Source organism: Amycolatopsis sp. FBCC-B4732 (assembly GCF_023008405.1).
Taxonomy (GTDB): Bacteria; Actinomycetota; Actinomycetes; order Mycobacteriales; family Pseudonocardiaceae; genus Amycolatopsis; species Amycolatopsis pretoriensis_A.
Map to the genome: position 1 here is coordinate 4,428,063 of NZ_CP095376.1, position 25,113 is coordinate 4,453,175.

At 72.3% G+C, this 25,113-nt stretch carries 24 protein-coding genes; 13 read left to right on the forward strand and 11 right to left on the reverse strand.

Annotated elements, in window-relative coordinates; translation table 11 throughout:
• Positions 1 to 77: 77 nt before the first annotated feature.
• From MUY14_RS19350 to MUY14_RS19380, 7 genes are read left to right on the forward strand one after another with little or no spacing between them, the layout of a single operon-like run.
• Positions 78 to 1,166: a polyprenyl synthetase family protein gene (locus MUY14_RS19350; RefSeq protein WP_247024410.1), complete on the forward strand. Its 1,089-nt coding sequence runs from the start codon at positions 78 to 80 to the stop codon at positions 1,164 to 1,166.
• Positions 1,163 to 2,635 carry a phytoene desaturase family protein gene (gene crtI / locus MUY14_RS19355; RefSeq protein WP_247024411.1) on the forward strand — a complete coding sequence of 491 codons (1,473 nt, stop codon included), beginning with the start codon at positions 1,163 to 1,165 and terminating at the stop codon, positions 2,633 to 2,635. The genes MUY14_RS19350 and crtI overlap by 4 nt, the downstream gene beginning before the upstream one ends.
• Complete coding sequence (locus tag MUY14_RS19360) at positions 2,632 to 3,573, forward strand: phytoene/squalene synthase family protein (RefSeq protein ID WP_247024412.1); 942 nt, start codon at positions 2,632 to 2,634, stop codon at positions 3,571 to 3,573. The genes crtI and MUY14_RS19360 overlap by 4 nt, the downstream gene beginning before the upstream one ends.
• Before the next feature lies 1 nt (position 3,574).
• Positions 3,575 to 3,931, forward strand: coding sequence for a lycopene cyclase domain-containing protein (locus tag MUY14_RS19365; protein ID WP_247024413.1), 357 nt, complete (start codon positions 3,575 to 3,577; stop codon positions 3,929 to 3,931).
• On the forward strand, positions 3,931 to 4,248 hold the full coding sequence (locus tag MUY14_RS19370; protein ID WP_396126821.1) for a lycopene cyclase domain-containing protein: 318 nt from the start codon (positions 3,931 to 3,933) through the stop codon (positions 4,246 to 4,248). Before MUY14_RS19365 ends, MUY14_RS19370 begins: the two co-directional genes overlap by 1 nt.
• Complete coding sequence (locus tag MUY14_RS19375) at positions 4,245 to 4,949, forward strand: methyltransferase domain-containing protein (RefSeq protein WP_247024414.1); 705 nt, start codon at positions 4,245 to 4,247, stop codon at positions 4,947 to 4,949. Before MUY14_RS19370 ends, MUY14_RS19375 begins: the two co-directional genes overlap by 4 nt.
• A complete protein-coding gene (locus tag MUY14_RS19380; protein ID WP_247024415.1) occupies positions 4,946 to 6,499 on the forward strand; it encodes an FAD-dependent oxidoreductase in 1,554 nt (517 codons plus the stop codon). Before MUY14_RS19375 ends, MUY14_RS19380 begins: the two co-directional genes overlap by 4 nt.
• Here MUY14_RS19380 and MUY14_RS19385 read toward each other — a convergent pair.
• Together MUY14_RS19385 and MUY14_RS19390 are read right to left on the reverse strand one after the other, a co-directional pair.
• The gene (locus MUY14_RS19385) at positions 6,468 to 6,827 is read right to left on the reverse strand and encodes an SgcJ/EcaC family oxidoreductase (RefSeq protein WP_247024416.1); all 360 of its coding nucleotides are present in this window, start codon (positions 6,825 to 6,827) and stop codon (positions 6,468 to 6,470) included. The two genes, MUY14_RS19380 and MUY14_RS19385, sit on opposite strands and share 32 nt — an antisense overlap.
• On the reverse strand, positions 6,827 to 7,534 hold the full coding sequence (locus MUY14_RS19390) for an SDR family NAD(P)-dependent oxidoreductase (protein ID WP_247024417.1): 708 nt from the start codon (positions 7,532 to 7,534) through the stop codon (positions 6,827 to 6,829). The genes MUY14_RS19385 and MUY14_RS19390 overlap by 1 nt, the downstream gene beginning before the upstream one ends.
• 123 nt (positions 7,535 to 7,657) lie before the next feature.
• Here MUY14_RS19390 and MUY14_RS19395 point away from each other — a divergent pair, with 123 nt between their 5' ends.
• Positions 7,658 to 8,572, forward strand: coding sequence for a LysR family transcriptional regulator (locus tag MUY14_RS19395; RefSeq protein ID WP_247024418.1), 915 nt, complete (start codon positions 7,658 to 7,660; stop codon positions 8,570 to 8,572).
• Between the two features lie 326 nt (positions 8,573 to 8,898).
• Here the strand turns inward: MUY14_RS19395 and MUY14_RS19400 are convergent, their stop codons facing one another.
• Positions 8,899 to 11,742, reverse strand: a complete 2,844-nt coding sequence (locus MUY14_RS19400; RefSeq protein ID WP_247024419.1) for a glycoside hydrolase family 9 protein — start codon at positions 11,740 to 11,742, stop codon at positions 8,899 to 8,901.
• 256 nt (positions 11,743 to 11,998) lie between these two features.
• Between MUY14_RS19400 and MUY14_RS19405 the strand changes: the two genes are divergently transcribed.
• Positions 11,999 to 12,745, forward strand: coding sequence for a GH12 family glycosyl hydrolase domain-containing protein (locus MUY14_RS19405; RefSeq protein ID WP_247024420.1), 747 nt, complete (start codon positions 11,999 to 12,001; stop codon positions 12,743 to 12,745).
• Positions 12,746 to 12,797: 52 nt separating this feature from the next.
• On the opposite strand, the gene MUY14_RS19410 is transcribed toward MUY14_RS19405, so the two are convergent.
• Together MUY14_RS19410 and MUY14_RS19415 are read right to left on the reverse strand one after the other, a co-directional pair.
• Positions 12,798 to 13,403: an endo-1,4-beta-xylanase gene (locus MUY14_RS19410; RefSeq protein ID WP_396126822.1), complete on the reverse strand. Its 606-nt coding sequence runs from the start codon at positions 13,401 to 13,403 to the stop codon at positions 12,798 to 12,800.
• Positions 13,404 to 13,853: 450 nt separating this feature from the next.
• Complete coding sequence (locus MUY14_RS19415; protein WP_247024421.1) at positions 13,854 to 14,477, reverse strand: TetR family transcriptional regulator; 624 nt, start codon at positions 14,475 to 14,477, stop codon at positions 13,854 to 13,856.
• A 153-nt stretch (positions 14,478 to 14,630) separates the two neighbouring features.
• Here MUY14_RS19415 and MUY14_RS19420 point away from each other — a divergent pair, with 153 nt between their 5' ends.
• Positions 14,631 to 15,965: an MFS transporter gene (locus tag MUY14_RS19420; RefSeq protein WP_247024422.1), complete on the forward strand. Its 1,335-nt coding sequence runs from the start codon at positions 14,631 to 14,633 to the stop codon at positions 15,963 to 15,965.
• Positions 15,962 to 16,786 carry an SGNH/GDSL hydrolase family protein gene (locus tag MUY14_RS19425; protein ID WP_247024423.1) on the forward strand — a complete coding sequence of 275 codons (825 nt, stop codon included), beginning with the start codon at positions 15,962 to 15,964 and terminating at the stop codon, positions 16,784 to 16,786. The genes MUY14_RS19420 and MUY14_RS19425 overlap by 4 nt, the downstream gene beginning before the upstream one ends.
• Here MUY14_RS19425 and MUY14_RS19430 read toward each other — a convergent pair.
• From MUY14_RS19430 to MUY14_RS19440, 3 genes are read right to left on the reverse strand one after another with little or no spacing between them, the layout of a single operon-like run.
• Complete coding sequence (locus tag MUY14_RS19430; RefSeq protein WP_247024424.1) at positions 16,743 to 17,489, reverse strand: succinate dehydrogenase/fumarate reductase iron-sulfur subunit; 747 nt, start codon at positions 17,487 to 17,489, stop codon at positions 16,743 to 16,745. The genes MUY14_RS19425 and MUY14_RS19430 overlap by 44 nt on opposite strands.
• A complete protein-coding gene (locus MUY14_RS19435; protein WP_247024425.1) occupies positions 17,486 to 19,408 on the reverse strand; it encodes a fumarate reductase/succinate dehydrogenase flavoprotein subunit in 1,923 nt (640 codons plus the stop codon). The genes MUY14_RS19430 and MUY14_RS19435 overlap by 4 nt, the downstream gene beginning before the upstream one ends.
• Positions 19,408 to 20,106 (reverse strand): succinate dehydrogenase cytochrome b subunit, encoded by a 699-nt coding sequence (locus MUY14_RS19440; protein WP_247024426.1) that lies wholly within the window; start codon positions 20,104 to 20,106, stop codon positions 19,408 to 19,410. The genes MUY14_RS19435 and MUY14_RS19440 overlap by 1 nt, the downstream gene beginning before the upstream one ends.
• Positions 20,107 to 20,188: 82 nt before the next feature.
• On the opposite strand from MUY14_RS19440, the gene MUY14_RS19445 reads away from it, so the two are divergent.
• Entirely contained in the window at positions 20,189 to 21,112 is a 924-nt protein-coding gene (locus MUY14_RS19445) for a LysR family transcriptional regulator (protein WP_247025176.1), read from the forward strand.
• 12 nt (positions 21,113 to 21,124) lie between these two features.
• On the opposite strand, the gene MUY14_RS19450 is transcribed toward MUY14_RS19445, so the two are convergent.
• Positions 21,125 to 21,886 (reverse strand): helix-turn-helix transcriptional regulator, encoded by a 762-nt coding sequence (locus MUY14_RS19450; RefSeq protein ID WP_247024427.1) that lies wholly within the window; start codon positions 21,884 to 21,886, stop codon positions 21,125 to 21,127.
• Between the two features lie 55 nt (positions 21,887 to 21,941).
• Here MUY14_RS19450 and MUY14_RS19455 point away from each other — a divergent pair, with 55 nt between their 5' ends.
• On the forward strand, positions 21,942 to 22,904 hold the full coding sequence (locus MUY14_RS19455) for a zinc-binding dehydrogenase (RefSeq protein ID WP_396126823.1): 963 nt from the start codon (positions 21,942 to 21,944) through the stop codon (positions 22,902 to 22,904).
• Positions 22,905 to 22,950: 46 nt separating this feature from the next.
• On the opposite strand, the gene MUY14_RS19460 is transcribed toward MUY14_RS19455, so the two are convergent.
• The gene (locus tag MUY14_RS19460; RefSeq protein ID WP_247024429.1) at positions 22,951 to 24,156 is read right to left on the reverse strand and encodes an HNH endonuclease signature motif containing protein; all 1,206 of its coding nucleotides are present in this window, start codon (positions 24,154 to 24,156) and stop codon (positions 22,951 to 22,953) included.
• Between the two features lie 77 nt (positions 24,157 to 24,233).
• Complete coding sequence (locus MUY14_RS19465) at positions 24,234 to 25,082, reverse strand: LLM class F420-dependent oxidoreductase (RefSeq protein WP_247024430.1); 849 nt, start codon at positions 25,080 to 25,082, stop codon at positions 24,234 to 24,236.
• Between the last annotated feature and the right edge of the window lie 31 nt (positions 25,083 to 25,113).

Genomic DNA, 25,113 nt, shown 5'->3' on the forward strand with positions numbered 1-25,113 from the left:
AGTGATGTTTGTGCGAGCCTATTGGGGGTAACTGCCGGAACGCATCGACTTTGCAGCGAACCTCGGAAGGAGTCCGGATGGCGGTGATCCCCGCGGCCGGCGCCACCGGGACGACGGCCTGGCTGGACGCGTTGCGCCGGCGGTGCGGGGCGGACGTCCACGCCTTCGTCACCGAGCGGGTGCGGGAGCATTTCACCGGACGGGCCGCCGAAGCCCCGGCGATCACCGCGCTGCCGGAGTTCGTCACCGGCGGGAAGTTCCTCCGCCCGATGTTCGCCTACACGGGCTGGCGCTGCGGCGGCCCGGAGAGCGCCGCGGCCCTGCGCGCCGCCGCCAGCCTCGAGCTGCTGCACTGCTTCGCGCTGATCCAGGACGACGTCATGGACGGCTCGGCGCGGCGGCGCGGGCACCCGGCGATGCACGTCCGGTTCGCGCGCTGGCACGAAAGCCAGGGCCTCGCCGGCTCCGCGCAGCGGTTCGGGGAGTCGGCCGCGGTGCTGATGGGCGACCTCTTCCTCGTCTGGTCCGGGCAGCTGCTGCACGAAAGCGGGCTCGACGCGGGCGCGCTGGCCCGCGGGCGGGCGGTCTACGACCGGATGCGGTCCGAACTGGCCGTCGGGCAGCTCGGCGACCTGGTCAACGACGCCCGCGCGCTGCCGTCCTGGGCCGACGTCCTCGACGTGATCCGCCGCAAGTCCGGCGACTACACCGTCCGCCGCCCGCTCGAGTTCGGCGCGGCGCTGGCCGGCTGCGCGGACGACGTCCTCGCCGCGCTGGGCACCTACGGCGGGCTGCTCGGCGAAGCGTTCCAGTTCCGCGACGACCTGCTGGGCGTGTTCGGCGACCCGGCGGTCACCGGCAAACCCGCGGGCGACGACCTGCGCGAACGCAAGGCCTCCAGCGTGGTCGTGCTCGCCGCCGACCTGGCGAGCCCCCGGCAGCGCGCCGAGCTCACCGGGTTGCTCGCCCTGGACGCCGTCGACGCCGCGGCCGTCGCGCGCTGGCGGGACCTGATCACCGCGACCGGCGCGCGCGACCAGCTGGAGAAGCTCATCGACGAGCGCGTCCGCCGCGCCCTCGAAGCGATCGACCTGGTGGGCCTGCCCGGCCCGGCCGCCGCGGCGCTGACGGTGCTCGCCCGCCGCTGCACCGAACGAGTCCGATGAGGACGGTCACCGGGCCGACCGGCCGGGTCGTGGTCGTCGGCGCGGGCCTGGCCGGGCTGTCCGCCGCACTGCACCTCGCCGGCCGCGGCCGCGAAGTCGTCGTGGTGGAGCGCGACGCGGGCCCGGGTGGCCGGACGGGCCGGCTCGAGCTCGGCGGCTACCACCTCGACACCGGCCCGACCGTGCTGACCATGCCGTCGATCCTCGCGGACACGTTCGCCGCGGCCGGTGCCGACCTGACGTCGGAACTGCGGCTGACCCGGCTCGATCCCGCCTACACCGCGCGGTTCGCCGACGGGTCGGTGCTGCCGGTGCACACCGGCGCCGAACCGATGACCGACGCGGTCCGCGACTTCGCCGGGCCGGCCGAGGCCGCCGGGTACCGCAGGCTCCGCGACTGGCTGACCCGGCTGTACGCGGCGGAGTTCGACCGGTTCGTCGGCAGCAACATCGATTCGCCGCTCGGCCTGGTCTCCCGCGATCTGGCCCGGCTCGTCGCGCTCGGCGGGTTCCGGCGCCTGGACCGCAAGATCGGCACCTTCCTGCGCGACGAGCGCCTCAAGCGCGTCTTCACCTTCCAGGCCCTGTACGCGGGCGAGTCGCCGATGCGGGCGCTCGCGCTGTACGCGGTGATCTCCTACATGGACACCGTCGGCGGGGTCTACTTCCCCCAGGGCGGGATGGCCGCGGTGCCGCGGGCCATGGCCCGGGTCGCCGCGGCGGCCGGGGTGGAGTTCCGGTTCGGCGCGCCGGTGACCGCCCTCGAACGCCGGGGCGCCCGGGTCACCGCCGTCCGCACGGCCGAGGGGCGGCTGCCCTGCGACGCCGTGGTGCTGACCACCGAACCGCACGAGAGCTACCGGCTGCTGGGCCGCACCCCGCGCCGCCCGGTGCCGTTGCGCCCGGCGCCGTCGGCCCTGGTGCTGCACGCGGGCGGCCCCGGCTACTGGCCGGTGGGGCACCACACGATTTCGTTCGGCCACGGCTGGGCGTCGACCTTCCGCGAGCTGATCACCGAAGGCAGCCGGATGAGCGACCCGTCGCTGCTGATCACCCGTCCGACCGCGACCGACCCCGGCCTCGCCCCGCCCGGCCGGGAGCTGTTCTCCATCCTGGCGCCGGTGCCGAACCTGCGGCGGGGCCCGGAAGACTGGGACGCCGAAGCCGAGCCGTACGCGAAGGAGATCCTGGACCGGGTCCGCGGCGGCCTGCTGCCCGGCTTCGAACCGGAGGCGTGGCACGTCCTGAGCCCGGCCGACTGGGCCCGGCGCGGGATGGTCGCGGGCACGCCGTTCAGCTACGCGCACTCGTTCGTCCAAACGGGACCGTTCCGGCCGCGGAACCTGCCACCGGGCACGGAAAACGCGGTCCTCGCCGGCGGCGGGACCGTGCCCGGCGTCGGCGTCCCGACCGTCCTGCTCTCCGGGCGGCTGGCCGCCGCCCGGATCACCGGGGAAGGAGCGCGATGACCCGCCGGGAACTCGACGCCGCCGGCATCACCGGAGCCGGGCTGCGGCTGGCCTACCAGCGGTGCCGGGAGCTCAACGCCCGCCACGGCCGGACCTACTTCCTCGCCACCCGGATGCTGGCGCCCGCGCAGCGCCCGGCGGTCCACGCGCTCTACGGGTTCGCGCGCTGGGTCGACGACGTCGTCGACGAACCGGAGCCCGGCGCCACGCCCGAGTCGATCGCCGCCGCGCTGCACGCGGTCGAGGACCGCTTCTTCGCGGAGCTTTCCACCGGGCACAGCGAAGACCCGGTGCGCGCGGCCGTGCTCGACACCGTGTCCCGCTACGCCATCGACGAAGAGCACTTCCGCGCGTTCTTCGCCTCGATGCGGATGGACCTCACCGTGACCGGCTACCCGACCCGGGCCGCGCTCGACGAGTACGTGCACGGCTCGGCCGAGGTCATCGGGCTGCAGGTGCTGCCCGTGCTCGGGACCGTCGTCCCCCGCGCGGAGGCCGCCCCGCGCGCCGCCGCGCTCGGGAAAGCCTTCCAGCTGACCAACTTCCTGCGTGACGTCGCCGAAGACCTCGAACGCGGGCGGGTCTACCTGCCCGCCGACGAGCTGGCCGCCGACGGCGTCGACCGCGACCGGCTCGGCTGGTGCGCCCGCACGCGGCGGATCGACCCGGCGGTCCGGCGCGCGCTCGCCGCGCAGATCGCGAGCACCCGCCGGACCTATGCCGAGGCCCGGCCGGGCATCGCGATGCTGCACCCGGCGTCGCGCCCGTGCGTCGAGACGGCGTTCGTCCTCTACGGCGGCATCCTCGACCGCATCGAAGCCGCCGGGTACAACGTCTTCGCCGGCCGCGCCCGCGTGCCGAAGCACCGGCGGCTGCTCGCCGCGTGCGACGCTCTCGTGCGGGCGCAGTGGGCCCGGCGGCGGCAGGCGGTGGCCTGAGGTGGGCCGGGTGGAGTACCTGCTGGTCCTCGGCGCGTGCGTGGTGGTGACGCTGCCGCTGGAGCTCGCCGGCGCCCGCGTCTACCGCAGGCCGGGCCGCCTGGTGCGCGCGGTGCTGCCGGTGGCGCTGGTGTTCCTGCTCTGGGACGCCGTGGCCATCGCGGCCGGGGTCTGGGACTTCGACCCGGCGTTCGTCACCGGTGTCCGCGCGCCGTTCGGGATCCCGCTGGAGGAAGTCCTGTTCTTCGTCGTGGTCCCGGTCTGCGGGGTGCTGACCTACGAAGCGGTCGGCCGCACCGGGCAGTTCCTGCGCCGACTGGCCCGGCCCCGTGCCGGGCGCCGGCGGGTCCGAAGCTGATGCCTTGGGGCTACTCGGTTCCCGCCGTCGCCGCCGTCCTCGCCGTCGTCGCGGCCGAGGTCTTCGTGCTGCGCACCGGGCTGTTCCGGCGGCCCGCCTACTGGGTCACGATGGCGATCGTCGTGGCCTTCCAGATCCCGGTCGACGGCTGGCTGACCAAGCTGTCGGCGCCGATCGTCCGCTACTCCCCCGGCGGGATCACCGGCTGGCGGTTCCCCTGGGACATCCCGGTCGAGGACTTCCTGTTCGGCTACGCCCTCGTCACCGCGGTCCTGCTCCTGTGGGAGCGCGGGAAGTCGCGAAAGGACAGTGCATGAAAGGCAACGGACTGCCCCGGGCCGAGGTGCCCGCGGCGTTCGACGCGGGTGCCGCGGCCTACGACCGGCTCGTCGGCATCAACCCCGGCTACCACCGCGACCTCCGGATCTCGGCGCGCCGGCTGCTCGACGGCAGCGGCGCCCGGCGGGTCCTCGACGCCGGGTGCGGCACCGGCGCGTCCACGGCGGCGCTGCTCGCCCAGGCCCCGGACGCGCGGATCACCGCGATCGACGCCTCGGCGTCGATGCTCGCGCGCGCCGGGACGAAGACCTGGCCGTCCACAGTGGACTTCCGGCACCTCCCCGTCGAGGAGCTGTCCGCGGCCGACGGCCCGTTCGACGCGATCCTCGCCGCGTACCTGCTGCGCAACGTCGCCGACCCCGACGCCACTTTGCGCGTCCTGCACGGGTTGCTGCGCCCCGGCGGGGTGCTCGCGCTGCACGAGTATTCGGTGCGCGACTCCCGCCGCTCGCGCGCGGTGTGGAACGCGGTGTGCGGCGCGATCGTCATCCCGGCCGGGCGGCTGGCCACCGGCGACGCCACGCTCTACCGGCACCTGCGCCGCAGCGTCCTGGCCTTCGACGGCGTCGGCGACCTGTGCGCGCGGCTGACCCGCGCGGGCTTCACCGACGTCCGGACCGGCACGATGCCGGGCTGGCACCGCGGCATCGTCCACACCGTACTGGGCACCGCCGCATGAGCGTGCGGCACGCGACCGGCGTCACCGGACGCGACCGGCGGGCCGAGACCCTCCCCGCGCCCGCCGGGCTCCCCGACGCGGGACAGCTGGGCCGCCGCCCGCGCACCGCCGTCGTCGGCGGCGGGATCGCCGGGCTCACCGCGGCGACCGGGCTCGCCGAACGCGGCGTCGAAGTCACGCTGTTCGAGCGCGAAGCCCACTTGGGCGGGCGCGTGGGCGGCTGGGCGGACCGGCTCACCGACGGCACGCCGGTGACGATGAGCCGCGGCTTCCACGCGTTCTTCCGCCAGTACTACAACCTGCGCGCGTTGCTGGCCCGCACCGACCCCGGTCTCGAGCGGCTCACCCCGGTGCCCGACTACCCGCTGATCGACCCGCACGGGCGCACCGACACCTTCGCCGGGCTGCCGCGGACGCCGCCGGTCAACGCGCTCGCCTTCGCGCTGCGCAGCCCGACGTTCCGCACCCGCGACCTGCTGCGCCTGGACGGCCGGCGGGCGCTGCCCCTGGCGACGGTCAGCGTCCCCCGCGTCTACCACCAGCTCGACCACCTCGACGCGGCGTCGTTCCTGGCCGCGATCAACTTCCCGGCCGCCGCGCGGCACCTCGCGTTCGAGGTGTTCTCGCGCAGCTTCTTCGCCGACCCCGGCGAGCTGTCGGCCGCCGAACTCGCCACGATGTTCCACCTGTACTTCCTCGGCTCCGCCGAAGGCCTGCTCTTCGACGTCCCGGCCGAGCCGTTCCCGCAGGCGCTGTGGGACCCGCTCGCCGGCCACCTCGCCGACCGGCGCGCCGACCTCCGGTGCGGCACCGAGGTGGCCTCGATCGAGCGCGACGGCGACGGGTTCCGCATCGGCGAGGAGCGCTTCGACGCCGTCGTGCTCGCCTGCGACGTCCCGGGACTGCGCCGGATCGTCGCCGCCTCGCCCGGGCTCGGCACGCCGTCGTGGCGGGCCGCGGTCGAGGACCTGCGCACGGCGCCGCCGTTCGTCGTCCGGCGGCTGTGGCTCGACCGGCCCGTCGACGCGGGCCGGCCGGCGTTCCTCGGCACCGGCGGCCTGCCGCCGCTGGACAACATCAGCGTCCTGGACCGCTACGAAGGCGAGGCCCGCCGCTGGGCCCGGCGCACCGGCGGCTCCGTGGTGGAGCTGCACGCCTACGCGTCCGACCGCGACGACGTCACCCGGGCCCTGGACGAGCGGCTGCACCGGCTCTACCCGGAGACCGCGGCGGCCCGCGTCCTCGGGGAGATCACGCTGGTGCGGCAGGACTGCCCGCTGTTCCCGGTCGGCGGGTTCGCCCGCCGGCCGCCGGTGCGCACCCCGGAACCGGGCCTGGTCCTGGCGGGCGACGCGATCCGCGTCGACCTGCCGGTGGCCCTGATGGAACGCGCGGCGACGACCGGCTGGGCGGCGGCGAACGAGCTCCTCGGCGGCTGGGGCCTGGCCGGGCACCCACTGCGCACGGTGCCCAACCGGGGCCGCCTGCCGGGGCTGGGCCGGCTCGCGGCCCGGCCGGTCAGCGCCGGGACACCTGGTAGTGGGCGATGAGCCAGGTCCCGTCGACGCGGCGGAGCACCACGCCGAGGGTGACCGGGAGCACTGGCCGGTCCGTGAAGCCGAAGTCGACGTTCACGTAGCCGAGCACCACGTCCTCGGCGAGCCGCCGGGTCTCCAGGACCCGGTAGTCCGCCGTGAGGCCCAGCGGCTGCGAGGCGTAGTACTCGGCGACGCCCGCCCGGCCGACGCGGTAGGGGTGCAGGCCCTGGAAAACGGCGTCTTCGGTGAAGGACCCGGCCACGCGAGCCGGCTCGTGCGCGTCGACCGCCGCCTTCCACTCGTCCAGGACGCCGGCGAGGACGTCCGCTTCGGCGGTCATCAGTGGCCCGCGCTCTGGCCGCCGTCGACGTGCAGGATCTCGCCGGTGACGAACGGCGCGCCTTCGAGGTAGGCGACCGCGTCGACGACGTCGGCGATGTCGCCCATGCGCCCGACCGGGTGCAGCGCCGAGAGGAACTCGTGGGTTTCGGCGGGGTGCATCGGCGTGCGGACGACGCCGGGCGAAACGGCGTTCACGCGGATCCCGCGCGTCGCGTACTCGATCGCCAGCGCCTTCGTGACGGCGTTGAGGCCGCCCTTCGTCAGCGACGCCAAAGCCGAGGGCACCGAACTGTTCGCGTGGTCGGTCAGGCTGGTCGTCACGTTGACGATGTGCCCGCCGCCGGTTTCGAGCATGGCGGCGATGGCGTGCTGGGTGACGTCGAAGAAGCCGCGCAGGTTGACGCCGGTGACCGTGTCGAAGTCGGCGCCGGTGTAGTCGGTGAACGGCTTCGCCACGAACAGGCCCGCGTTGTTGACCAGGGTGTCGACCCGGCCGAACGTGGCCAGTGCCTGTTCGATGACGCGGGCGCCGACGGCGGGGTCGGCGATGTCGCCGGGGACGGCGAGGATTTCGCCGTCCCCCGACGGGGTGATGGACCGCGAGTTCGCGACCACGGCGTACCCGAGCTTGCGGTACGACTCGACCAGCGCCGCGCCGATGCCCTGTGAAGCGCCGGTGACGACCGCGACCTTCCGGGTGCTCATGACTGTGGACCTCCTTGGGGTTTTTCGTCCTGAGCCGATGGTGTGCCCGCGCCCGGGTGGTCCGCCACGACCGGTTCGCTCTCAGCTGGGAGGCCCGTGCTCGCACCGCACTAAGCTGCCGATATGGAGCTACGCCAGCTTCGGTACTTCGTGGCTGTCGCCACGGAACTGAACTTCGGCCGGGCCGCGGAGCGGCTGCACATCGCGGGTCCCTCGCTGTCCCAGCAGATCAAGGCGCTGGAACGCGACCTGGGCGTCCGCCTCTTCGACCGCGACCGGCGCTCGGTGTCGCTCACCGCGTGCGGCGAGGCGCTGCTGCCCCGGATCCGCGCGCTGCTGGACCAGGCCGACGACCTGCGCCGCTCGGCGGCGGGCTTCGCCGCGACCGAACCGGTGCGGCTGGGCTACGTCAACTGGCGGCCCGCCGACCTGCTCGACCGCGTGGCCGGGGTGGCGCAGCTGCACGTCGACACGTGGGTGCTGCCTTCGCACGCCCAGCTGCGCCGCGTCGCCGACGGCAGCATCGACCTGGCCATCAGCTGGGCCCGCGCGGCCGACCTGGCCGAGCACGACCTCGAAGGCGTGCTGATCGGCGCGGACCGCCTGCACGCCATCGGCACCGGCACCGCCCCGGTCACCGCGGCGGACACGGTCGTGCTGGTCGACGCGGACACGGCGAGCTGGGCGTCCTGGAACGTCTTCGCCGAGGAGTTCGCGGGCGCGACGGGCGCGAAGGTGGTCCGCACCCACGACGGCGGCATCACCGGCCCGGCGTTCTTCGACCACGTCCGCAAGCTGGGCCGCCCGGTGCTGAACTCCCCCAAGGGCCAGACGGCCCCGGTCCCCCCGGACCTCGCCCGCCGTCCGGTGGTGGACCCGGCCCCGTTCTGGACGTGGTCCCTGGTTTCCCGCCGCGACGAGAGCAGCGCGGCGGTCCGCGGCGCGATCGCGGCCCTCACCCGGGACGTCGGCTCGCTGGGGCTGGACACCGGGAACGTCTGGCTGCCGGCGGACGACCCGCACACCGTGGCGGGTTAGGCGGCGCGAAAAACCGGTGGAGCCGCGCCGCCTGGCTCCTCGCGCGCCGCACCACGAAGCTCACCGTCCTGAAGCGGGTGCACGTCGGCGCCGGCCGGCCCGGATTGCCGGACCGGTTGCCCCGGCAGGTGCGGGCTTTCCCGCGGCGAGGCCGCGGTGAACGTGGTCCCGCTCCCGCTCAGCGGAGGTCTGAGGGGGGTCGACCTGCGAGCGGAAGCGGAAGTTTTCGGGGCAGGACGTGAGCTCCGGGGCCCACTCCGCACCTACACCCCTTACAACGCACGGCCCCGGCCGGTGTTCCGGCCGGGGCACGTGACGTCCGTCGCTCAGCCGCAGGCGACCCCGTTCACCGTGAACGCCCGCGGGTTCGCGTTGCTCCCGCTGTAGCTCCCGTTGAACCCGATCGCCACCGACCGGCCCGGGGCCACCGAACCGTTCCACGGCAACGACGTCGCACTCACGTCCGCGCCCGACTGCGACCACGTCGCCGACCAGCCCTGCGTCACCTTCTGGTTGCCGGAGAAGGGGAACTTCAGCGTCCACGACGGCCACGCCGTGGTGCCGGTGTTGGTCAGGGTGACCGTCGCCGTGAAGCCGCCGTTCCAGGTGTTGGCCGCGTAGGTGACCGCGCAGCCGCCCGCCGCGAGCGTCGTGAAGCGCGCCGACGGCGAATCCGCCGAGTTCGCGCCGGCTCCGTTGCGGGCCACGACGACCAGCGTGTACGCGGTCGACGGCGTCAGCCCGGTCAGCGTCGCGCTCGTCCCGGCGACGGTCGCGAGCACCTTGCGGGACGAGCCGGTCACGCCGACGACGTCGTAGCCCGCCACGCCGCTTTCCGGATCGGCCGCCGCCGGCCACGTCACCGTCGCGCCGGTCGCCGAAACCGCCGACACGGCAGGCGTGCCCGGTGCGCTCGGCGCGGTCGTGTCCGCGCCCGACGGCGACTTCTCCGCCGTCCAGTTGGTCAGCCACGCCAGCGCGGAGTTCCAGTTGATCGCGACCTCGTTCACCGAGTACGCCTGGATGTCGTCGACGAAGCAGCGCTGCGGCGGGCAGCCGGCGAGCAGGCGGGCCGCGGTCGGGTCCTGCAGACCGCTGTTCGGGCCCCCGGACAACGCGCCGGGCGGGGCGGTCGGCAGCGACGCGTCCAGTTCGTGCGCCCAGAACCGGTGGTGCACGTTGCGCACCGGCTGGTCGCCGTGGCCGGAGACGTAGGAGTAGTTCGCGGGGTTGCGGCCCAGCAGGTAGTCCAGCGCCGCGAACGCGCCGTCGCGGTACTTGTCCTGCTTGGTGAAGTCGTACGCCAGCGCGAGCACGACGCCGTTGTTCGCGACCAGGCCGTTGGATCCCCACTCGTAGGTGCCGTCGGCGGTGCGGTACGGCGCCGGGTAGCCCATGCCGGAGAGCTGAGCCAGGTGGCTGTCCGCGGTGGTGGTGATCGCCGTCTTGATCGCCGAGACGTCCGCCGCGGGCAGGTCGGTGGGCACCAGGGCCAGCGTGATGTCGCCGAGCGCGCCCGTGGAGGCCCAGTCGAAGCCGTGCGTGGTGAAGCTCGCGCCGCGGTAGAGCGCGGAGCCCGTGACGTCCCCGCGGTAGGCGCTCTTGCCCGTGGTGGCGAACAGTTCCGCGGCCGCCCAGTAGAACTCGTCGGTCACGGTGCTGTCGCTGTAGGTACCACCGCCGGTCCCGTCGTTCGGGTCGGCGAGCTTGTTCGGGTTCGCTTTGGCTGCCGCGTAAGCCTTTTCGGCCGCGGCGAGCAGTTTCGCCGAGTACGCCGGGTCGACGGTCCGCCACAGCCGGGACGCCTGCGCGGCGACCGCGGCCATGTTCAGCGTCGCCGCGGTGCTCGGCGGGGAGAGCCGGCGCGGCTGGCTGTCCTGGTCGGGCCGCGTCGGCAGGGACGTCCACTGCGCGTCGTGGATCTTGTGGTGCACCATGCCCGCGTCCGGGGCGCCGTCCGGCACCTGCATCTCGAGCAGGAAGTCGACCTCCCAGCGGGCCTCGTCCAGGATGTCGGGCACGCCGTTGGCGCGTTCCGGGATGGCGAGCTTGCCGTCGCCCAGCGCGCTCGCGTCACCCACGCGCAGCGCCCGCTCGTACTCGTCGAGCAGCTCCCACGCGGCGATCCCGCCGTTGACGACGTACTTGCCGTGGTCGCCCGCGTCGTACCAGCCGCCGCGGACGTCGAGGGTGTAGCCGCAGTTCAGGTCCGAGCGGCAGGGCACGCGGTCGTCGCCCTGGTTCGGCGCCACGTTGACGTGCCCCGCGGGGCGCGCGTAGCCGGCGCCGACGTACTGGGCCTCGATCGGGATCCCGCTGCGCTGGTGGTAGAAGAACGCGAGCGAGTCGTACCGCAGCTGCTTGAGCCCGTTCGCGGCGATGGCGAACGGGAAGCTGGTCTCCGCGCCGACGGTCAGGGTGTAGCCGGTGCCTTCGGTTTCGTAGGCGGAGAAGTCGATCTCGTGCACCTTTTCCCCGGACGCGGCGTCCGCGCCGCGCGGCCGGGTCTGCCCGGTGGCCACGGCGGTCCCGGCGGAGTTCTTCAGCGTCCACGTCAGCGGCGTGGTCGCGTCGCTGATCACGGTGGCCCGTTTGGGCAGGCCGGGTACGTAGCTTTCCTGGTTCACCCGGACGCCGCTGGTCGGCGGGAGGCCGCCGGGTGGGACGACGCCGCCGACGAGTGAGATGTTGTCGAGGCAGACGGTGTTGCCGGTGGCCTGGCCGCCGAACCAGAACGCCAGCTGGCCGTTGCCGGCCGCCGGGAAGTCCAAAGTGGACGTGAAGGTGACGGTGAAGTGCTGCTTCGCCGGCGTGACCGTCAGGTCTTCGCGCGAAATCTGCCGGTACGGCGAAACGGCTTCCCCGGCGACGGCGGAGATCTGCTGGGTGGTCGTCGCGTGCGCGTCGAAGTTCAGGGTGTACTGCTGCCCGGCCTCGAACGGCACGCCGTTCTGGCCGGACAGCGCGTCGTAGCCGTTGGCCGTGCCGCCGGTGACGGCGGTGCAGAACTCCCCGCCGGTGACCCGGGCGGTCGTGCCCGAGCCGGCCCACCAGGGGTCGGCGGTGCCGCTTTCGAAGGTGCCGTTGAGCAACCGCTCGTAGTCCGCGGCCGACGCGGGCACGGCGCCCGCCGTCAGCCCCAGCGTCGCGGCGGCCAGTACCGCCGTCATTACCGTCCTCGCCCGCATTCGCCCTCTCCTCGTCGTCGAGTTTGGGAGCGCTCCCAGCGGGAGGACTCTAGCCACCGCGACGCACCCTTGGCAATCACCCGGCGACCGACCGCGACGGGCCCAGTTCGAAAATTGATCACGGTCACCCCCTTTGCCTCGCGGTTCCGCTGTGGTTTCATCGGATTCGATTCATGCTGAGAGCGCTCCCAGAGCACCGTCCACCGGGAGCGCGCCACGACGAAGTGGAGGCGGCACGATGAAGCTCAAGCACGCCCTTTCCGCGGTCCTGCTGACCGCGGCCGGGCTGGTGGCACCGCTCGCCGGCGCCCCGGCCGCGCACGCGGACACGCTGATCTGCGACCAGTACGGCTCGACGACGATCGGCGGCCGGTACGTCGTCATGAACAACCGCTGGGGCAGCAGCGCGACCCAGTGCATCAACGTCACCGGCAGCGGGTTCCGGATCCAGACCCAGCAGGGTTACACCAGCGGTGGCGCGCCGCTGTCCTACCCCGCCGTCTACGCCGGGTGCCACTACGGCAACTGCTCCCCCGGCACGAACCTGCCCCGCCAGCTCAGCCGGATCGGCAGCGCGCCCTCGTCGATCTCCTACACCTACGCCGGCGGCACCTTCGACGCCTCATACGACATCTGGATGGACCCGACCGCGAAGACCAACGGGGTCAACCAGATGGAGCTGATGATCTGGTTCAACCGCACCGGCAACGTGCAGCCGGTCGGCGGGAAGGTCGGCACCACCAGCATCGGCGGCCGGGGCTGGGACGTCTGGCAGGGCAACAACGGCGGCAACGACGTGGTGTCCTACGTGGCCCAGTCCACGATCTCGAGCTGGTCGTTCAACGTCCTGGACTTCGTCAACGACGTCGACGCCCGCACGCGCGTGGACCGCTCCTGGTACCTGACCAGCATCCAGGCCGGCTTCGAGCCGTGGAGCGGCGGCGTCGGCCTCGCCGTGAACTCCTTCTCCGCGTCGGTGAACTAGCGGATCGGGTCTGCCGACCCCTCCCGGGCGGCAGACCCGACCCACCGGTGGCTCAGCCGCAGCCGGCCACCATCGGCGTTCCGGACCCCGTGGCCTGGAAGCCGAACTCCGTGCACTGCCCGGCCGCGACGTGACCGCGCCGCGTTGCGGGCGTCCAGCACGCCTGAGCGATGTCCAGCTCGGTGAGCCGCACGTCGACGCCGAGCGCGGCGAAGTTCGTGAGCGTCGTCTGGAAGCTGCCCGGCGGACCGCCGCTGCCGAAGTGGGGTTGGAAACCGACGCGGTCGATCGGGATGCCGCGGGACTTGAAGTCCTGCACCATCCGGTAGGCGCCCTGGGTCTTGGCGGCCGGCCAGTCCTCGATGTTGTGGTCGTTGGAGCAGAGTTTCGCGCTCGCGTCGGCGGCGCGGGCGGTCCGGAAGGCGACCTCGATCCCGTCGTCGCCGGTCCGTTGCAGGTTGGAGTCGCGGCGGCCGCCGGAACCGCCGTCGGCGAAGGCTTCGTGCACCACGTCCCACGCGTGGATCTCGCCGCGGTAGTGGCCGGCGATCCGGTCGGCGTCGGCGAAGCCGAACTGGGCTTGCGAGGGCTGGGTGGCGGCCGTCTTCATCTCGTTCTCCGGCGTCACCATGGAGAACTCACAGTCCAGAATAGACACGACGTAACTCGTGTCGGAGAGCTTGCGGCGGCGCCGAAGTAACGCCCGCTCTGCGCGGCGGACGCACCGAGCGTGGTGGCCGCGAGCGCGGCGCGAAGTGCGGGAAGTCTCATGGTCAGACGCTTTCGGGGGTCGGGTGCTCCGGGCGTGCTCGATCGACCGGCCCGTCCCGTCAGGAGTACCGCCGCGTACTCCTGAGAGCGCTCCCAGGCCGGCGCGCAGACAAACGGTAGCCAGGCGGACCGGCTCCGTCAATCGGCAACCAAGCCGCCGAGCACAGTCACCCGGCAGCCAGGCGGACCGGCTCCGTCAATCGGCAACCAAGCCACCGGCCACAGTCACCCGGCAGCCAGGCGGACCGGCTCCGTCAATCGGCAACCAAGCCACCGGCCACAGTCACCCGGCAGCCAGGCGGTCCAGGTCCGTCGATCGGCAACCAGCCGCCGAGCCTCAGGAGCCGGCGAGCCCGCCGATCAGCAGGTCGACGATCCGGCCGGCCAGCTCCCGGAGCTCCGCGGGGTCCTGCCCGGGGATCCGGTGGTACCAGGTGTCGATCGCGTTGAGGTTGCTGAGCAGGGTGCGGGTGGCGAGGGCGGCGTCGACCTCCCGCAAGGAGCCGTCGGCGATGCCGTCCGCGACCACGCCGCGGAAGAGCTGCTCGTACGCGCCCCGCAACCCGTTCAGCTCCTGGAGCGTGTCGCGCTGGCGGGGCTTGAGCGCGGTCGCCACCTGGCCGCGCACCGCTTGGTGCACGACGTGGTGGTACGCCAGGTCCTCCATCAGGTTCACCGCGTGCGCCACCGCCATGGCGACGAGCCGCTCGCGGCCCGTGCCGTCTCCCTCGGCGTGGTGCCCGACGCGGTCGCGGACGCGGCCCATGGCCTCCTCGTACACCGCGAGGAAGATGTCGAACTTCGAGCGGAAGTGGTAGTACACCAGGCCTTTGGTGGCGCCCACCTCGCGTGCGATGTCGTCGATCGTGGCGTTGGCGAACCCGTGCGCCATGAACGCCTCGGCCGCGGCGTCGAGGATCCTCCGCCGCGCACCGGGCTCGAGGTCCGGGCTCGCACTCACTGTCGTTCCTCCTCGCCTGCGATCGGCTCATCGTCTCACGACCGCCGGGCGGCCCTTGACGGCGACCCGACTCATCCTTACCGTGATACTCCGTAGTATTGCAGGTCAGACGCGACTGTGCACCTATCAGAGAATGCACCCGAAGGGCGTCCGATGACGAACGCACGAGACCTCCTGCACGAACTCGCCACCAAGAAGGCCGTCACCCGGCTGCTGCCGGTGCTCGGCATCGCCTACTTCATGTCGTACGTCGACCGCACGAACGTCGCGCTCGCCAAAACGGCGCTCGCGGCGGACGTCGGCATCAGCGCGGCCGCGTACGGGCTCGGCGCCGGCCTGTTCTTCGTGAGCTACGCGCTGCTCGAAGTGCCGAGCAACCTGGTCCTCTACCGCGTCGGCGCCCGCGCGTGGATCACGCGCATCGCCGTCTCGTGGGGCGCGGTGTCGGCCGCGATGGTGTTCGTGGCGAACGACGTGTCCTTCTACGTCCTGCGGCTGCTGCTCGGCGCCGCGGAGGCCGGCCTGTTCCCGGCGATGATGTTCATGGTCACGCAGTGGTTCTCGCAGAAGCACCGGGTGACGATCGTCGGGCTGATCTACACCGCGCCCTGCATCGCGGTCGTCATCGGCTCCCCCGTCGGCGGCGCGCTGATGGAGCTGCACGGCGTCGCCGGGCTGCGCGGCTGGCAGTGGATGTTCCTGGTGGAGGGCCTGGTGACGATGGTCATCGGCGCCGTCGTCTGGATCGCGCTGCCCAGCCGCCCCAGCGACGCGAAGTGGCTCACCGCGGACGAAGCCGCCGTGCTGACCGAACGCGCCGCGGGCCACGCCAAGGCGTCGCCGACCAAGCTGCGCGGCAGCCTGCGCCTCGCCTTCGGCCGCCCGACCGTGCTGCTGCTCGGCGCCATCTACCTGATCAACCAGTCGATCGGCGGCGGCATCGGCTTCAACTTCCCGGCCTACATCCAGTCCCTCGGCCTGGACAGCCCGTTCCTGATCGGGCTGGTGGCGGGCAGCGGCGGGATCTCGGCACTGGCCGGCGTGCTGTTCTTCCCGTGGTTCAAGCGCCGCCACGGCCACGAAGTCGCGCTCATCGGCGTGTGCGCGGGCGCGGTGCTGCTGGTGCTGCTGGGCTTCCTCCTCTCGCGCAATCCCGTGTGGAGCGTGAGCCTGCTGTTCATCTCGAACTTCTTCGCCTTCGGCACGCTCCCGCTGTTCTGGTCGGTCGCGATGGCGCGCCTGTCCGGGCTGGTGGCCGCGGCCGGGCTGGCGTTCATCAACACGCTCGGGATCACCGGCGGGTTCATCGGCCCGTACGTCTACGGCCTGATCGAGAGCAGCACGGACAGCCTCGTCGCCCCGTACTACGTCTTCGCCGCGGCGGCCGTGGTCGCCCTCGCGCTGGTCCCGCTGCTGGCGGCCGCGATCCGCCGCGACGCGGCCCGTGACCTGGCGCCGGTACCGAGCGCGGAACAGCCGGTCCGATGAGGATCGCGCTGGTCGTGGCGCTCCTGGCCGGGCTGATGGTGGCGCCGGCCGCGACCGCCGGGCCGCTCCGGTACGTGGCGCTCGGCGACTCCTCGGCCGCCGGCCCGGGGATCCCGGTGCAGATCGACGCGACCTGCCTGCGCTCCGACCACGACTGGCCGCACGTCCTGGCGGCCCGGCTCGGCGCGGCGCTCACGGACGTCACCTGCTCCGGCGCGACCACCGCCGACCTCACCGGGCGGCAGGCGGGGGTGGTCGCGCCGCAGTTCGCCGCGCTGCGGCGCGACACGGCCCTGGTGACGCTGGCGATCGGCGCCAACGACATCGCACTCGGGTCGGCGTTCGTGACGTGCGCGAGCCCGGACGCGCCGGTCTCGCCGTCGTGCGAGGAGCAGTACGCCACGGTGTTCCCCGCGCGGATCGCCGCCACCGCCCCGAAGATCGCGGCCGCGCTCGAGGAGATCCACCGCCGGTCCCCGGCGGCGCGCGTGGTCGTGACCGGCTACCTGACGTACTGGCGCCCGGGCGGCTGCTACCCGGCCGACCCGTTCACCGCCGCCGACGCCGGGTTCATCCAGGCGACGTTCGACCGCCTGATGACCATGCTCGCCGACCAGTCCCGGCGGCACGGTGCGTCCTATGTGGACATCCGGGAGCCGAGCGCCCGGCACGGCCTGTGCGCCGGACCCGCCGGGCGCTGGCTGGAAGGCGCGGTCCCGGCCTCGCCGGCCTACCCGTACCACCCGAACGCGGCGGGCATGGCGGCCGCCGCGGGGATCATCGGCGCCCGGCTCGGCTCGCCTTCCGGAACTCGCGGTTGAGGGCCGAGATGCTCGCGAACGGGATCCCCTTCGGGCAGGACGCCACGCACTCCCCCGTGTTGGTGCAGCCGCCGAAGCCCTCGGCGTCCATCGCGTCGACCATGTCCAGCACCCGCTGGCCGCGTTCCGGCTGTCCCTGCGGCAGCAGCGAAAGGTGCGTCACCTTGGCCGCGGTGAAGAGGGTGGCGGAGCCGTTCGGGCAGGCCGCCACGCAGGCACCGCAGCCGATGCAGGTCGCGTTGTCGAAGGCCAGGTCCGCGTCCGGCTTGGGCACCGGGGTCGCGTGGGCGTCCGGGGCGCTGCCGGTGGGAGCGCTGACGTAGCCGCCCGCCTGGACGATCCGGTCGAGCGCCGACCGGTCCACGACCAGGTCCTTGATGATCGGGAACCCCTTGGCGCGCCACGGTTCGACGTCGACGACCTCGCCGTCGGAGAACGAGCGCAGGTGCAGCTGGCACGCCGTCGTGCGCTCGGGTCCGTGGGCCTGCCCGTTGATGACGACGCCGCAGGAGCCGCAGATGCCTTCGCGGCAGTCGTGGTCGAAGGCGACCGGTTCTTCGCCGGCGGCGATCAGTTCCTGGTTGAGCACGTCCAGCAGCTCGAGGAAGGACATGTCCGGGCTGACCCCGTCGACCGGGTAGGGAACCAGCCTGCCCTCGGTCGCCGGGCCGGTCTGCCGCCAGATGCGGACGGTGAGTTTCACGTGTAGCTCCGCTGGGTCGGGTGGACGTGGTCGAAGACGAGTTCTTCGCGGTGCAGCACGGGTTTCTCGCCGTACTCCCACGCGGCGACGTACGCGAAGTTCTCGTCGTCGCGCTCCGCTTCGCCGTCCGGGGTCTGGTGTTCTTCGCGGAAGTGGCCGCCGCACGACTCTTCGCGGGCGAGCGCGTCCACCAGCAGCAGTTCGGCCAGTTCGAGGAAGTCGGCGACCCGGTTCGCCTTTTCCAGCTCCTGGTTGAGTTCCGCGCCGCGGCCGGGGATGCGGACGTCGCGCCAGAACTCGGCGCGCAGCTCCGGCACGCGGTCGAGCGCCTTGCGCAGGCCTTCCCGGGTGCGGGACATCCCGCAGTGGTCCCACATCAGCACGCCGAGCTCGCGGTGGAACGAGTCGACCGACCGCGTGCCCTTGATCGCCAGCAGCCGTTCGATCCGTTCGCGCACCTCGGTTTCCACCGGCGTGACGGCCTCCGGGAGAACGTCGTCGAGCCGGGTCGAGCCGAGGTAGTCGTTGACCGTGGCGGGCAGCACGAAGTAGCCGTCGGCGAGGCCCTGCATGAGCGCCGACGCGCCGAGCCGGTTGGCGCCGTGGTCGGAGAAGTTGGCTTCGCCGATCACGAACAGCCCGGGGATCGTGCTCTGCAGGTCGTAGTCCACCCAGAGTCCACCCATCGTGTAGTGGATGGCCGGGTAGATCCGCATCGGCACCGCGTACGGGTCTTCCGCCGTGATGCGCTGGTACATGTCGAAGAGGTTGCCGTAGCGGGCTTCGATGGCCGGGCGCCCGAGGCGCGTGATCGCGTCGGCGAAGTCGAGGTAGACGCCGAGGCCGCCGGGGCCGACGCCGAACCCGGCGTCGCAGACGTTCTTCGCCGCCCGCGAAGCGATGTCCCGCGGTACGAGGTTGCCGAAGCTCGGGTAGAGGCGTTCGAGGTAGTAGTCGCGCTCGTCCTCGGGGATCTCCGCCGGCGGCCGGGTGTCGCCCTTTTCCTTCGGCACCCAGATCCGGCCGTCGTTGCGCAGCGACTCGCTCATCAGCGTCAGCTTCGACTGGTGCTCACCCGAGCGCGGGATGCACGTCGGGTGGATCTGGGTGAAGCACGGGTTGGCGAAGTACGCCCCGCGCTTGTGCGCCCGCCAGATCGCGGTGGCGTTGGAGCCCTTCGCGTTGGTGGACAGGTAGAAGACGTTGCCGTAGCCGCCGGTCGCGAGGACGACGGCGTCCGCGAGGTGCGTTTCGATCTTCCCGGTGACGAGGTCGCGCGCGACGATGCCGCGGGCCCGGCCGTCGACGACGACCAGGTCGAGCATCTCGGTCCGCGCGTGCAGCTCGACGTTCCCGGCGTCGATCTGCCGCGACAGCGCCTGGTACGCGCCGATCAGCAGCTGCTGCCCGGTCTGGCCGCGCGCATAGAACGTGCGCTGCACCTGCACCCCGCCGAACGAGCGGGTGTCGAGCAGGCCGCCGTACTCGCGGGCGAACGGCACGCCCTGGGCCACGGCCTGGTCGATGATCTGCGCCGACACCTGCGCGAGCCGGTACACATTGGACTCCCGGGAGCGGAAGTCGCCGCCCTTGACCGTGTCGTGGAACAGCCGGTACACGGAGTCGCCGTCGTTGCGGTAGTTCTTCGCGGCGTTGATGCCGCCCTGCGCCGCGACCGAGTGCGCCCGCCGCGGCGAGTCCTGGAAGCAGAACTGCACGACGTGGTAGCCCTGTTCGGCGAGCGTCGCACCGGCCGAGCCGCCGGCCAGTCCGGTGCCCACCACGATCACGCGGTGCTTGCGCCGGTTCGCCGGGTTCACCAGCTTCGCCGCGAACTTCCGTTCGTCCCAGCGCTTTTCCAGCGGCACGGCGGGTGCCTTGGTGTCGGCGATCGGGTCGCCGGTCAGGTAGTCGGCCATCAGCGCACCAGTCCTGTCATGATCGCGACCGGGACGAGGGCGTAGCCGCCCGCGACCACGACCGCCGTCGTGCTGCCGAGGAGTTTGATCGCCCGTTCCCGCCGCGCGCTGGTGACGCCCAGCGTGCGCGCGGCGCTGGCGAAGCCGTGGTGGATGTGCAGGCCCAGCATCGCGAGCGCGACGAGGTAGATCAGGTTCACCCACCAGACCCCGAAGTCCGCGACGAGGTTGTGGTACGGGTCGCCGGGCACGAAGTCCCGGTTCACGGTGCCGACGGTGAAGTCGAGGATGTGCCAGACGATGAACAGCGCGAGCGTGGCGCCGCCCCACCGCATGGTGCGCACCGCGAAGGTGGCTCGAACTGGCTGCCGGTGGACGTAGCGCACCGGCCGCGCGCGCAGGTCGCGCCGGGCCAGCTGCACCGCCGCGGTGACGTGCAGGACCAGCGCGGCGAGCAGCACCCCGCGCTGGATCCAGAGGAACCACTCGTAGCGCAGCACCGGCTCGCCGATCGTGCGCAGCCAGTGGGCGTAGTGGTTGAGGTCGCCGGCGCCGAGGAAGGTCTTGAGGTTGCCGACCATGTGCGCGAACACGAACGCGAGCAGCAGCGCGCCGCTCACCGCCATGACGATCTTCTTGCCGATCGTCGAGGCCCAGAAGTCCCGGACGGTCCGCCGGGTTGCGAGGTCGTTCACCACCCGCTCGACGTTAGGTCGAGGAGTTCGAGAGGTCAAAGACATGAAAACTCTGCTCTCGATAGCCAGCGGCTATCATGACGTGGTGCAGTTCCAGCAGCTCGCCTACTTCGTGGCCGTCGCCGAACACCGGCACTTCACCCGCGCGGCCGAACAGGTGCGCGTCGCCCAGCCCTCGCTGTCGCAGCAGATCCGCGCGCTCGAACACGACCTGGGCGCCCCGCTGTTCCACCGGATCCGCGGCAACGTGACGCTCACCGAGGCGGGCGAGACGCTGCTGCCGATCGCCCGGCGCATCCTCGCCGAGACCGAAACCGCCCAGCGCGCCATCCGCGAACTGGACGAGCTCGACCGCGGGCGCGTCCGGCTGGGCGCCCCACCGAGCCTGTGCACGGGCCTGCTCCCGGCGATGCTGGCGGCGTTCCACCGCCGCTACCCGGGCATCCAGCTGGAACTGCACGAAAGCGGTTCGGGCGACCTGCGGCAGCGCCTGTCCGAAGGCGCTCTGGACCTGGCCCTGCTGGCCAGCGCCCCGGCGGACCCGCACCTGGCGGCGACGCCGGTGCTGCTCGAGGAACTGGTGGTCATCTCCCCACCGGACGCCCCGATCGCGGGCCCCCGCCTCGCCATCCACGCACTGGCCGACGTCCCCCTGGTGATGTTCCGCCGCGGCTACGACGTCCGCGAAGCGACGGTGAACGCTTGCCGCGCCGCGGGTTTCGAACCGGTGTTCGCCATCGAGGGCGGCGAGATGGACGCGGTCCTGGAACTGGTCCGCGCGGGCATGGGTGCAGCGGTGGTCCCGAGCACGGTGGCGGGCGACCGCTTCCCGATGACCCGCTTCGTTCCGGAGGCGGGGATGACCCGGGTGGTCCAGCTGGCGGTCCGCCGCGAGGTGGATCCGACCCGCGCGGTCCGGGCGCTGCGAGACGCGATCGTCGGCTTCGTGGCGGACCGGACGACGTTGCCCGTGGGGTTGGTGTCGCTTGTGGACGGACCAGGCCGGTAGCGCGTGCGGCGGTCAGGTCGTGGCCGCGCGGTGGCGGCCCGGGGTGGTTCCGATGATCGCGGTGAACGCGGTGATGAAGCCGCTCGGGTTGGACCAGCCGCAGGCGTGGGACACCCGGGTCGTGTCGTGGCCCTCGGCCAGCAGGACGAGCGCGTGGTGGATGCGCAGCTGGGTGCGCCACTCGTAGAAGGTCATGCCGAGTTCGTCGCGGAACAGCCGGCTCAGCGTCCGGGCGCTCGCCCCGGCCCGGCGGCCGAGCTCGGCGAGCGGGGTGGTGTCCGCGGGGTTCTCGTACAGCACCCGCGTGATGGCCCGCAGCCGGTCGTCGCGGGGTTCCGGTAGTTGCAGCGGCTGCTCCGGCGCTTCGCGGAGCTCCTCGACGAGCACCCGGCGGAGGCGGGCACTCGCGACGCGGTCGTACTCGCGGGTGCCGGTCAGCGCGAGCAGGACCTCCCGGGCGAGCCCGGACGCGGCGAACACGGCCGGGTGCGCGGGAACGAGCCGGGCCAGGCTCGCCGTCAGGAAGACGATCCGCATGTCGGTGTGGCCGTGCGCCCGGTGGTGGTGCCCGAACCCGGCAGGGATCCAGGCAACCCGGTTGGCGGGCACGACCGACGTCCCGCGCCCGGTGTGCACCGACAGCACCCCGCGAGCGGCGTACACGAGGTGCCCGCGGCGGTGGGCGTGCGCCTCGCTCATCGCCCCGGGAGCCCAGAGATGCGCCCCGCCGGACGGCCAGATCCGCGACTCCGAAGCTTGGCGGCCGATGGGCATGACCCGGCATCCTACCGGTGGTCCGCCGCCGCGGCCCGGACCGAGAGTGAGGGGCATGAAGATGAGAGCAGCGGTCTGCGTCCGGCCGGGCGGCCCGGAGGTGCTGGAGGTCCGCGAAGTACCGATCCCCGCCGTCCGGCCCGGCTGGAGCCTGGTCCACGTCCGGGGCGCGGGCCTGAACCGCGCCGAGCTGAGGACCCGCCAGGGCCACTCCCCCACCGTGACCTTCCCGCGCGTACTGGGCATCGAATGCGTGGGCACCCTGGCCGAATCGACCGACCCGGCGCTCGCGGAGGGCACCACCGTCGCCGCGGTGATGGGCGAGCTGGGCCGCCAGTTCGACGGGGGCTACGCAGAATACGCGTTGGTGCCGAACGCTTTGCTGATGCCCGTCGAGACGACGTTGCCGTGGCCGGAGCTGGCCGCGCTCCCCGAGACGTTCATGACCGCCCAAGGAGCGCTGGACACCTTGGGCCTCGAGCCCGGCCACCGCCTGCTGATCCGCGGCGGCACCTCATCGGTGGGCATGGCAGCCGCCTCACTCGCGGCCGCGTACGGCATCGAAACCGCGGCGACGACCCGGCACGAGAGCAAGCTGACGGCCCTGACCACCGACCACACCTTGGTCGACACCGGCGCATCCCTGGCGGAGACCGTCCGTGCGATCTGGCCTTCGGGCCCCGACCACATCCTCGACCTGATCGGCGCGAGCACGGCCGTGGACTCGCTGAGCCTGGTTCGCCGTGGCGGCACCGTGTGCGTGGCGGGCTCGCTCAGCGGCTGGGTGATCCCGGACCTCGAGCCGATCGCGATGATTCCGTCCGGCACGAAGCTCACCGCCTTCCACAGCGACACCTTGAAGGGGAACGCGCCTGTCCTGCAGAGGATCGTCGACGCCGTTGAGGCCGGTCGGTGCGAGTCGCATGTGGACCGTGTTTTCGCTCTGGACGACATCGTTACCGCACATCGCGCCATGGAGGCTGACGAAGGGGCCGGCAAGTTCGTCGTGGTGCCCTAGTGGACATGGGTGCAGGCCCGTAGCCGGTGGCTGCGGGCCGATCCCATCAAGCCGCGAAGGGCAGTGGCTGATGCAGGTTGTTGCGCCTGGGTTTTCGGCGTTTGTCCAAGAAACGCGGCGGCAGAAACTCGGGGTGGCCGTCGGAGGCGAGGCGGACCTGCCAACCCGAGCGGTGCATCAGCCGGTGGTGATGCGCGCAGAGCAGGACCAGGTTCGCCAGATCGGTCGGACCGCCGTCGGCCCAGTGCCGAATGTGGTGACCTTGACAGTGCCGCGGTGGGCGGTGACAGCCCGGGAAGGCGCAGCCCCGGTCACGCAGGAACAGGGCCCGGCGGAGGCCGGGTGAGATCAGGCGGCGGGCTCGGCCCAGGTCCAGAGGTTCGCTGGTGGCGCCGAGGACGGTGGGGATCAGTTTGCAGTCGCAGGCGTGGATCCGGGCCTCAACCGCGGAGATCAGGCCGGTGTCGCCGAGAGTGGCGTGGCCGAGCCCGGATCTCAGGTCGTCCAGGGACACCGCGACCATCACGTGGGCACGTTCACCGGCCTGCGTGGGCAACTCTGGGGAGTTCAACGCCAGGTCGATGGCGTCGGAGAAGGCGTCGCCGTAGCGTTCCTGCGGGGAACGGAAGTCTCCGCCGTCGTCGGCGGTGCGGCGTTCGGCCAGGGCGTCGAGCAGGGCGCTGGCTCGGGTGCCGGTCTCGTCGTCGAACCGGCCTGTGAGTTCCCAGGTTCCGGTTCTTTTGCGGCGTAACGAGAGTTCGCGAGCCGGGGTGGCGGGCTCGACATCGACCGGCTCGGCGCCGTCGGGGTCGAGGTGGGCCAGGATCCGGGCGCCGAGGGCGGCGACTTGCTTGTGGCCTGCGTCGGCGGCGAAGGCCAGCAGGTCCTGTTCGGCGGAGTCGCGGTGCTCGACGGGGATCCGAGACACAGCCTCGATGATGGTGTCGATCATCGAGGTGCTCAGGGCACCCGTCAGAGCAGCAGCGCCGGTGGCGGGGGCGACAGCGGCCGGGGAGTCGAGGGTGTGCGCAGAGGTGAGAGCCTGGGCTCGGGCGACGGTGCGCTGGGCGGCCGCGTGGGGGATGTCGGCAAGGTGTTCGAGCAACCGGGCAACAGAGCGGTACCCGAACAGTTCCATCACGCCACGCGACTCGATTTCCACCAGCAGAGTACCGATTTCCGCCTCGGCAGACCGCACCACGGTGAGCAGCCCACGGAGACGGTCGGCCAAAGCCTCCGCGTCCGTTGCCACACCGCTTCTCTGTCCACACAACAAGATTACCCGACACCCGAACGCTTGTTCATCACTCGATCAGGTGGCGATGATCGTTACCCCAACCCGAACCGAGAAGCGAACGCACCCATCTCATCCCGCCGACGCCCAACCTCAGCAGTCCCCGGACTGACCACAACCCGAGTAACCCCCTCCGAAGCCAACGCCTCGACATCCTCGACCGACATGTCGAGCGGCCCCCACCGCGTGTACTCCAGCCGCCCAGGATCCCGCCCCACCGAGACAGCCGCCGCCCGGGCAATCGACAACTGCCGGCGGCGTTCCTCGGCAGTCAGCCTCCCACCGGGAAAGAATCCATCCCCCCGCACCCCGGCCCGCCGAGCCGCGGCCGAACTCGACCCACCGACGTGGATCGGCAGCTCCGCCAACGGTTTCGGGTACACACAGACGTCGTCGAAGCGATAGAACTCCCCCTCGAAACCCACCCCGGTCTCGTCCCCCGCCCACAACGCCCGCAGGACGTCGATGGCCTCATCCGCCCGCCGCCCCCGGGTCGCGAAGTCGACGCCGACCGCGTTCGCCTCCCCGGCCAGCGCACCCACCCCCACGGTGAGCAGTCGCATGCGCCCGCCGGAGAGGACGTCGATCGTCGCCAGCCGCTTCGCCAGCGTCACGGGGTGGTGGTACGGAAGCAGGAGAACACCGGTCCCCAGCAGGATCCGCGACGTCCCGGCGGCGATGAAACTCAAGCACGCCAGCGGATCCGCGAAGGGAAGCGACGGCGGCAGCGCCACGTCCCCGATCTTCGCCCCGGGGTGCAGAGCGACGTGTTCCGGCAGGTACAACGACTCGAACCCGCACTCCTCCACGTCCCGCGCGAACCCGAGCAGCCGCTCCGGATCGACGCCGAAAAAGGGGGTGCTGTAACTGATCCCGAACTTCACCCCAGCGAAGATAAGCCTTGACGCGCACGTC

What these genes read in the sequence shown, in the direction of transcription:
- MUY14_RS19350 (WP_247024410.1), top strand. Translation starts at nt 78, where the DNA reads ATGGCGGTGATCCCCGCGGCCGGCGCCACCGGGACGACGGCCTGGCTG.
- crtI (WP_247024411.1), top strand. Translation starts at nt 1,163, where the DNA reads ATGAGGACGGTCACCGGGCCGACCGGCCGGGTCGTGGTCGTCGGCGCG.
- MUY14_RS19360 (WP_247024412.1), top strand. Translation starts at nt 2,632, where the DNA reads ATGACCCGCCGGGAACTCGACGCCGCCGGCATCACCGGAGCCGGGCTG.
- MUY14_RS19370 (WP_396126821.1), top strand. Translation starts at nt 3,931, where the DNA reads ATGCCTTGGGGCTACTCGGTTCCCGCCGTCGCCGCCGTCCTCGCCGTC.
- MUY14_RS19375 (WP_247024414.1), top strand. Translation starts at nt 4,245, where the DNA reads ATGAAAGGCAACGGACTGCCCCGGGCCGAGGTGCCCGCGGCGTTCGAC.
- MUY14_RS19380 (WP_247024415.1), top strand. Translation starts at nt 4,946, where the DNA reads ATGAGCGTGCGGCACGCGACCGGCGTCACCGGACGCGACCGGCGGGCC.
- MUY14_RS19385 (WP_247024416.1), bottom strand. Translation starts at nt 6,827, where the DNA reads ATGACCGCCGAAGCGGACGTCCTCGCCGGCGTCCTGGACGAGTGGAAG.
- MUY14_RS19390 (WP_247024417.1), bottom strand. Translation starts at nt 7,534, where the DNA reads ATGAGCACCCGGAAGGTCGCGGTCGTCACCGGCGCTTCACAGGGCATC.
- MUY14_RS19395 (WP_247024418.1), top strand. Translation starts at nt 7,658, where the DNA reads ATGGAGCTACGCCAGCTTCGGTACTTCGTGGCTGTCGCCACGGAACTG.
- MUY14_RS19400 (WP_247024419.1), bottom strand. Translation starts at nt 11,742, where the DNA reads ATGACGGCGGTACTGGCCGCCGCGACGCTGGGGCTGACGGCGGGCGCC.
- MUY14_RS19405 (WP_247024420.1), top strand. Translation starts at nt 11,999, where the DNA reads ATGAAGCTCAAGCACGCCCTTTCCGCGGTCCTGCTGACCGCGGCCGGG.
- MUY14_RS19420 (WP_247024422.1), top strand. Translation starts at nt 14,631, where the DNA reads ATGACGAACGCACGAGACCTCCTGCACGAACTCGCCACCAAGAAGGCC.
- MUY14_RS19425 (WP_247024423.1), top strand. Translation starts at nt 15,962, where the DNA reads ATGAGGATCGCGCTGGTCGTGGCGCTCCTGGCCGGGCTGATGGTGGCG.
- MUY14_RS19435 (WP_247024425.1), bottom strand. Translation starts at nt 19,408, where the DNA reads ATGGCCGACTACCTGACCGGCGACCCGATCGCCGACACCAAGGCACCC.
- MUY14_RS19450 (WP_247024427.1), bottom strand. Translation starts at nt 21,886, where the DNA reads ATGCCCATCGGCCGCCAAGCTTCGGAGTCGCGGATCTGGCCGTCCGGC.
- MUY14_RS19455 (WP_396126823.1), top strand. Translation starts at nt 21,942, where the DNA reads ATGAAGATGAGAGCAGCGGTCTGCGTCCGGCCGGGCGGCCCGGAGGTG.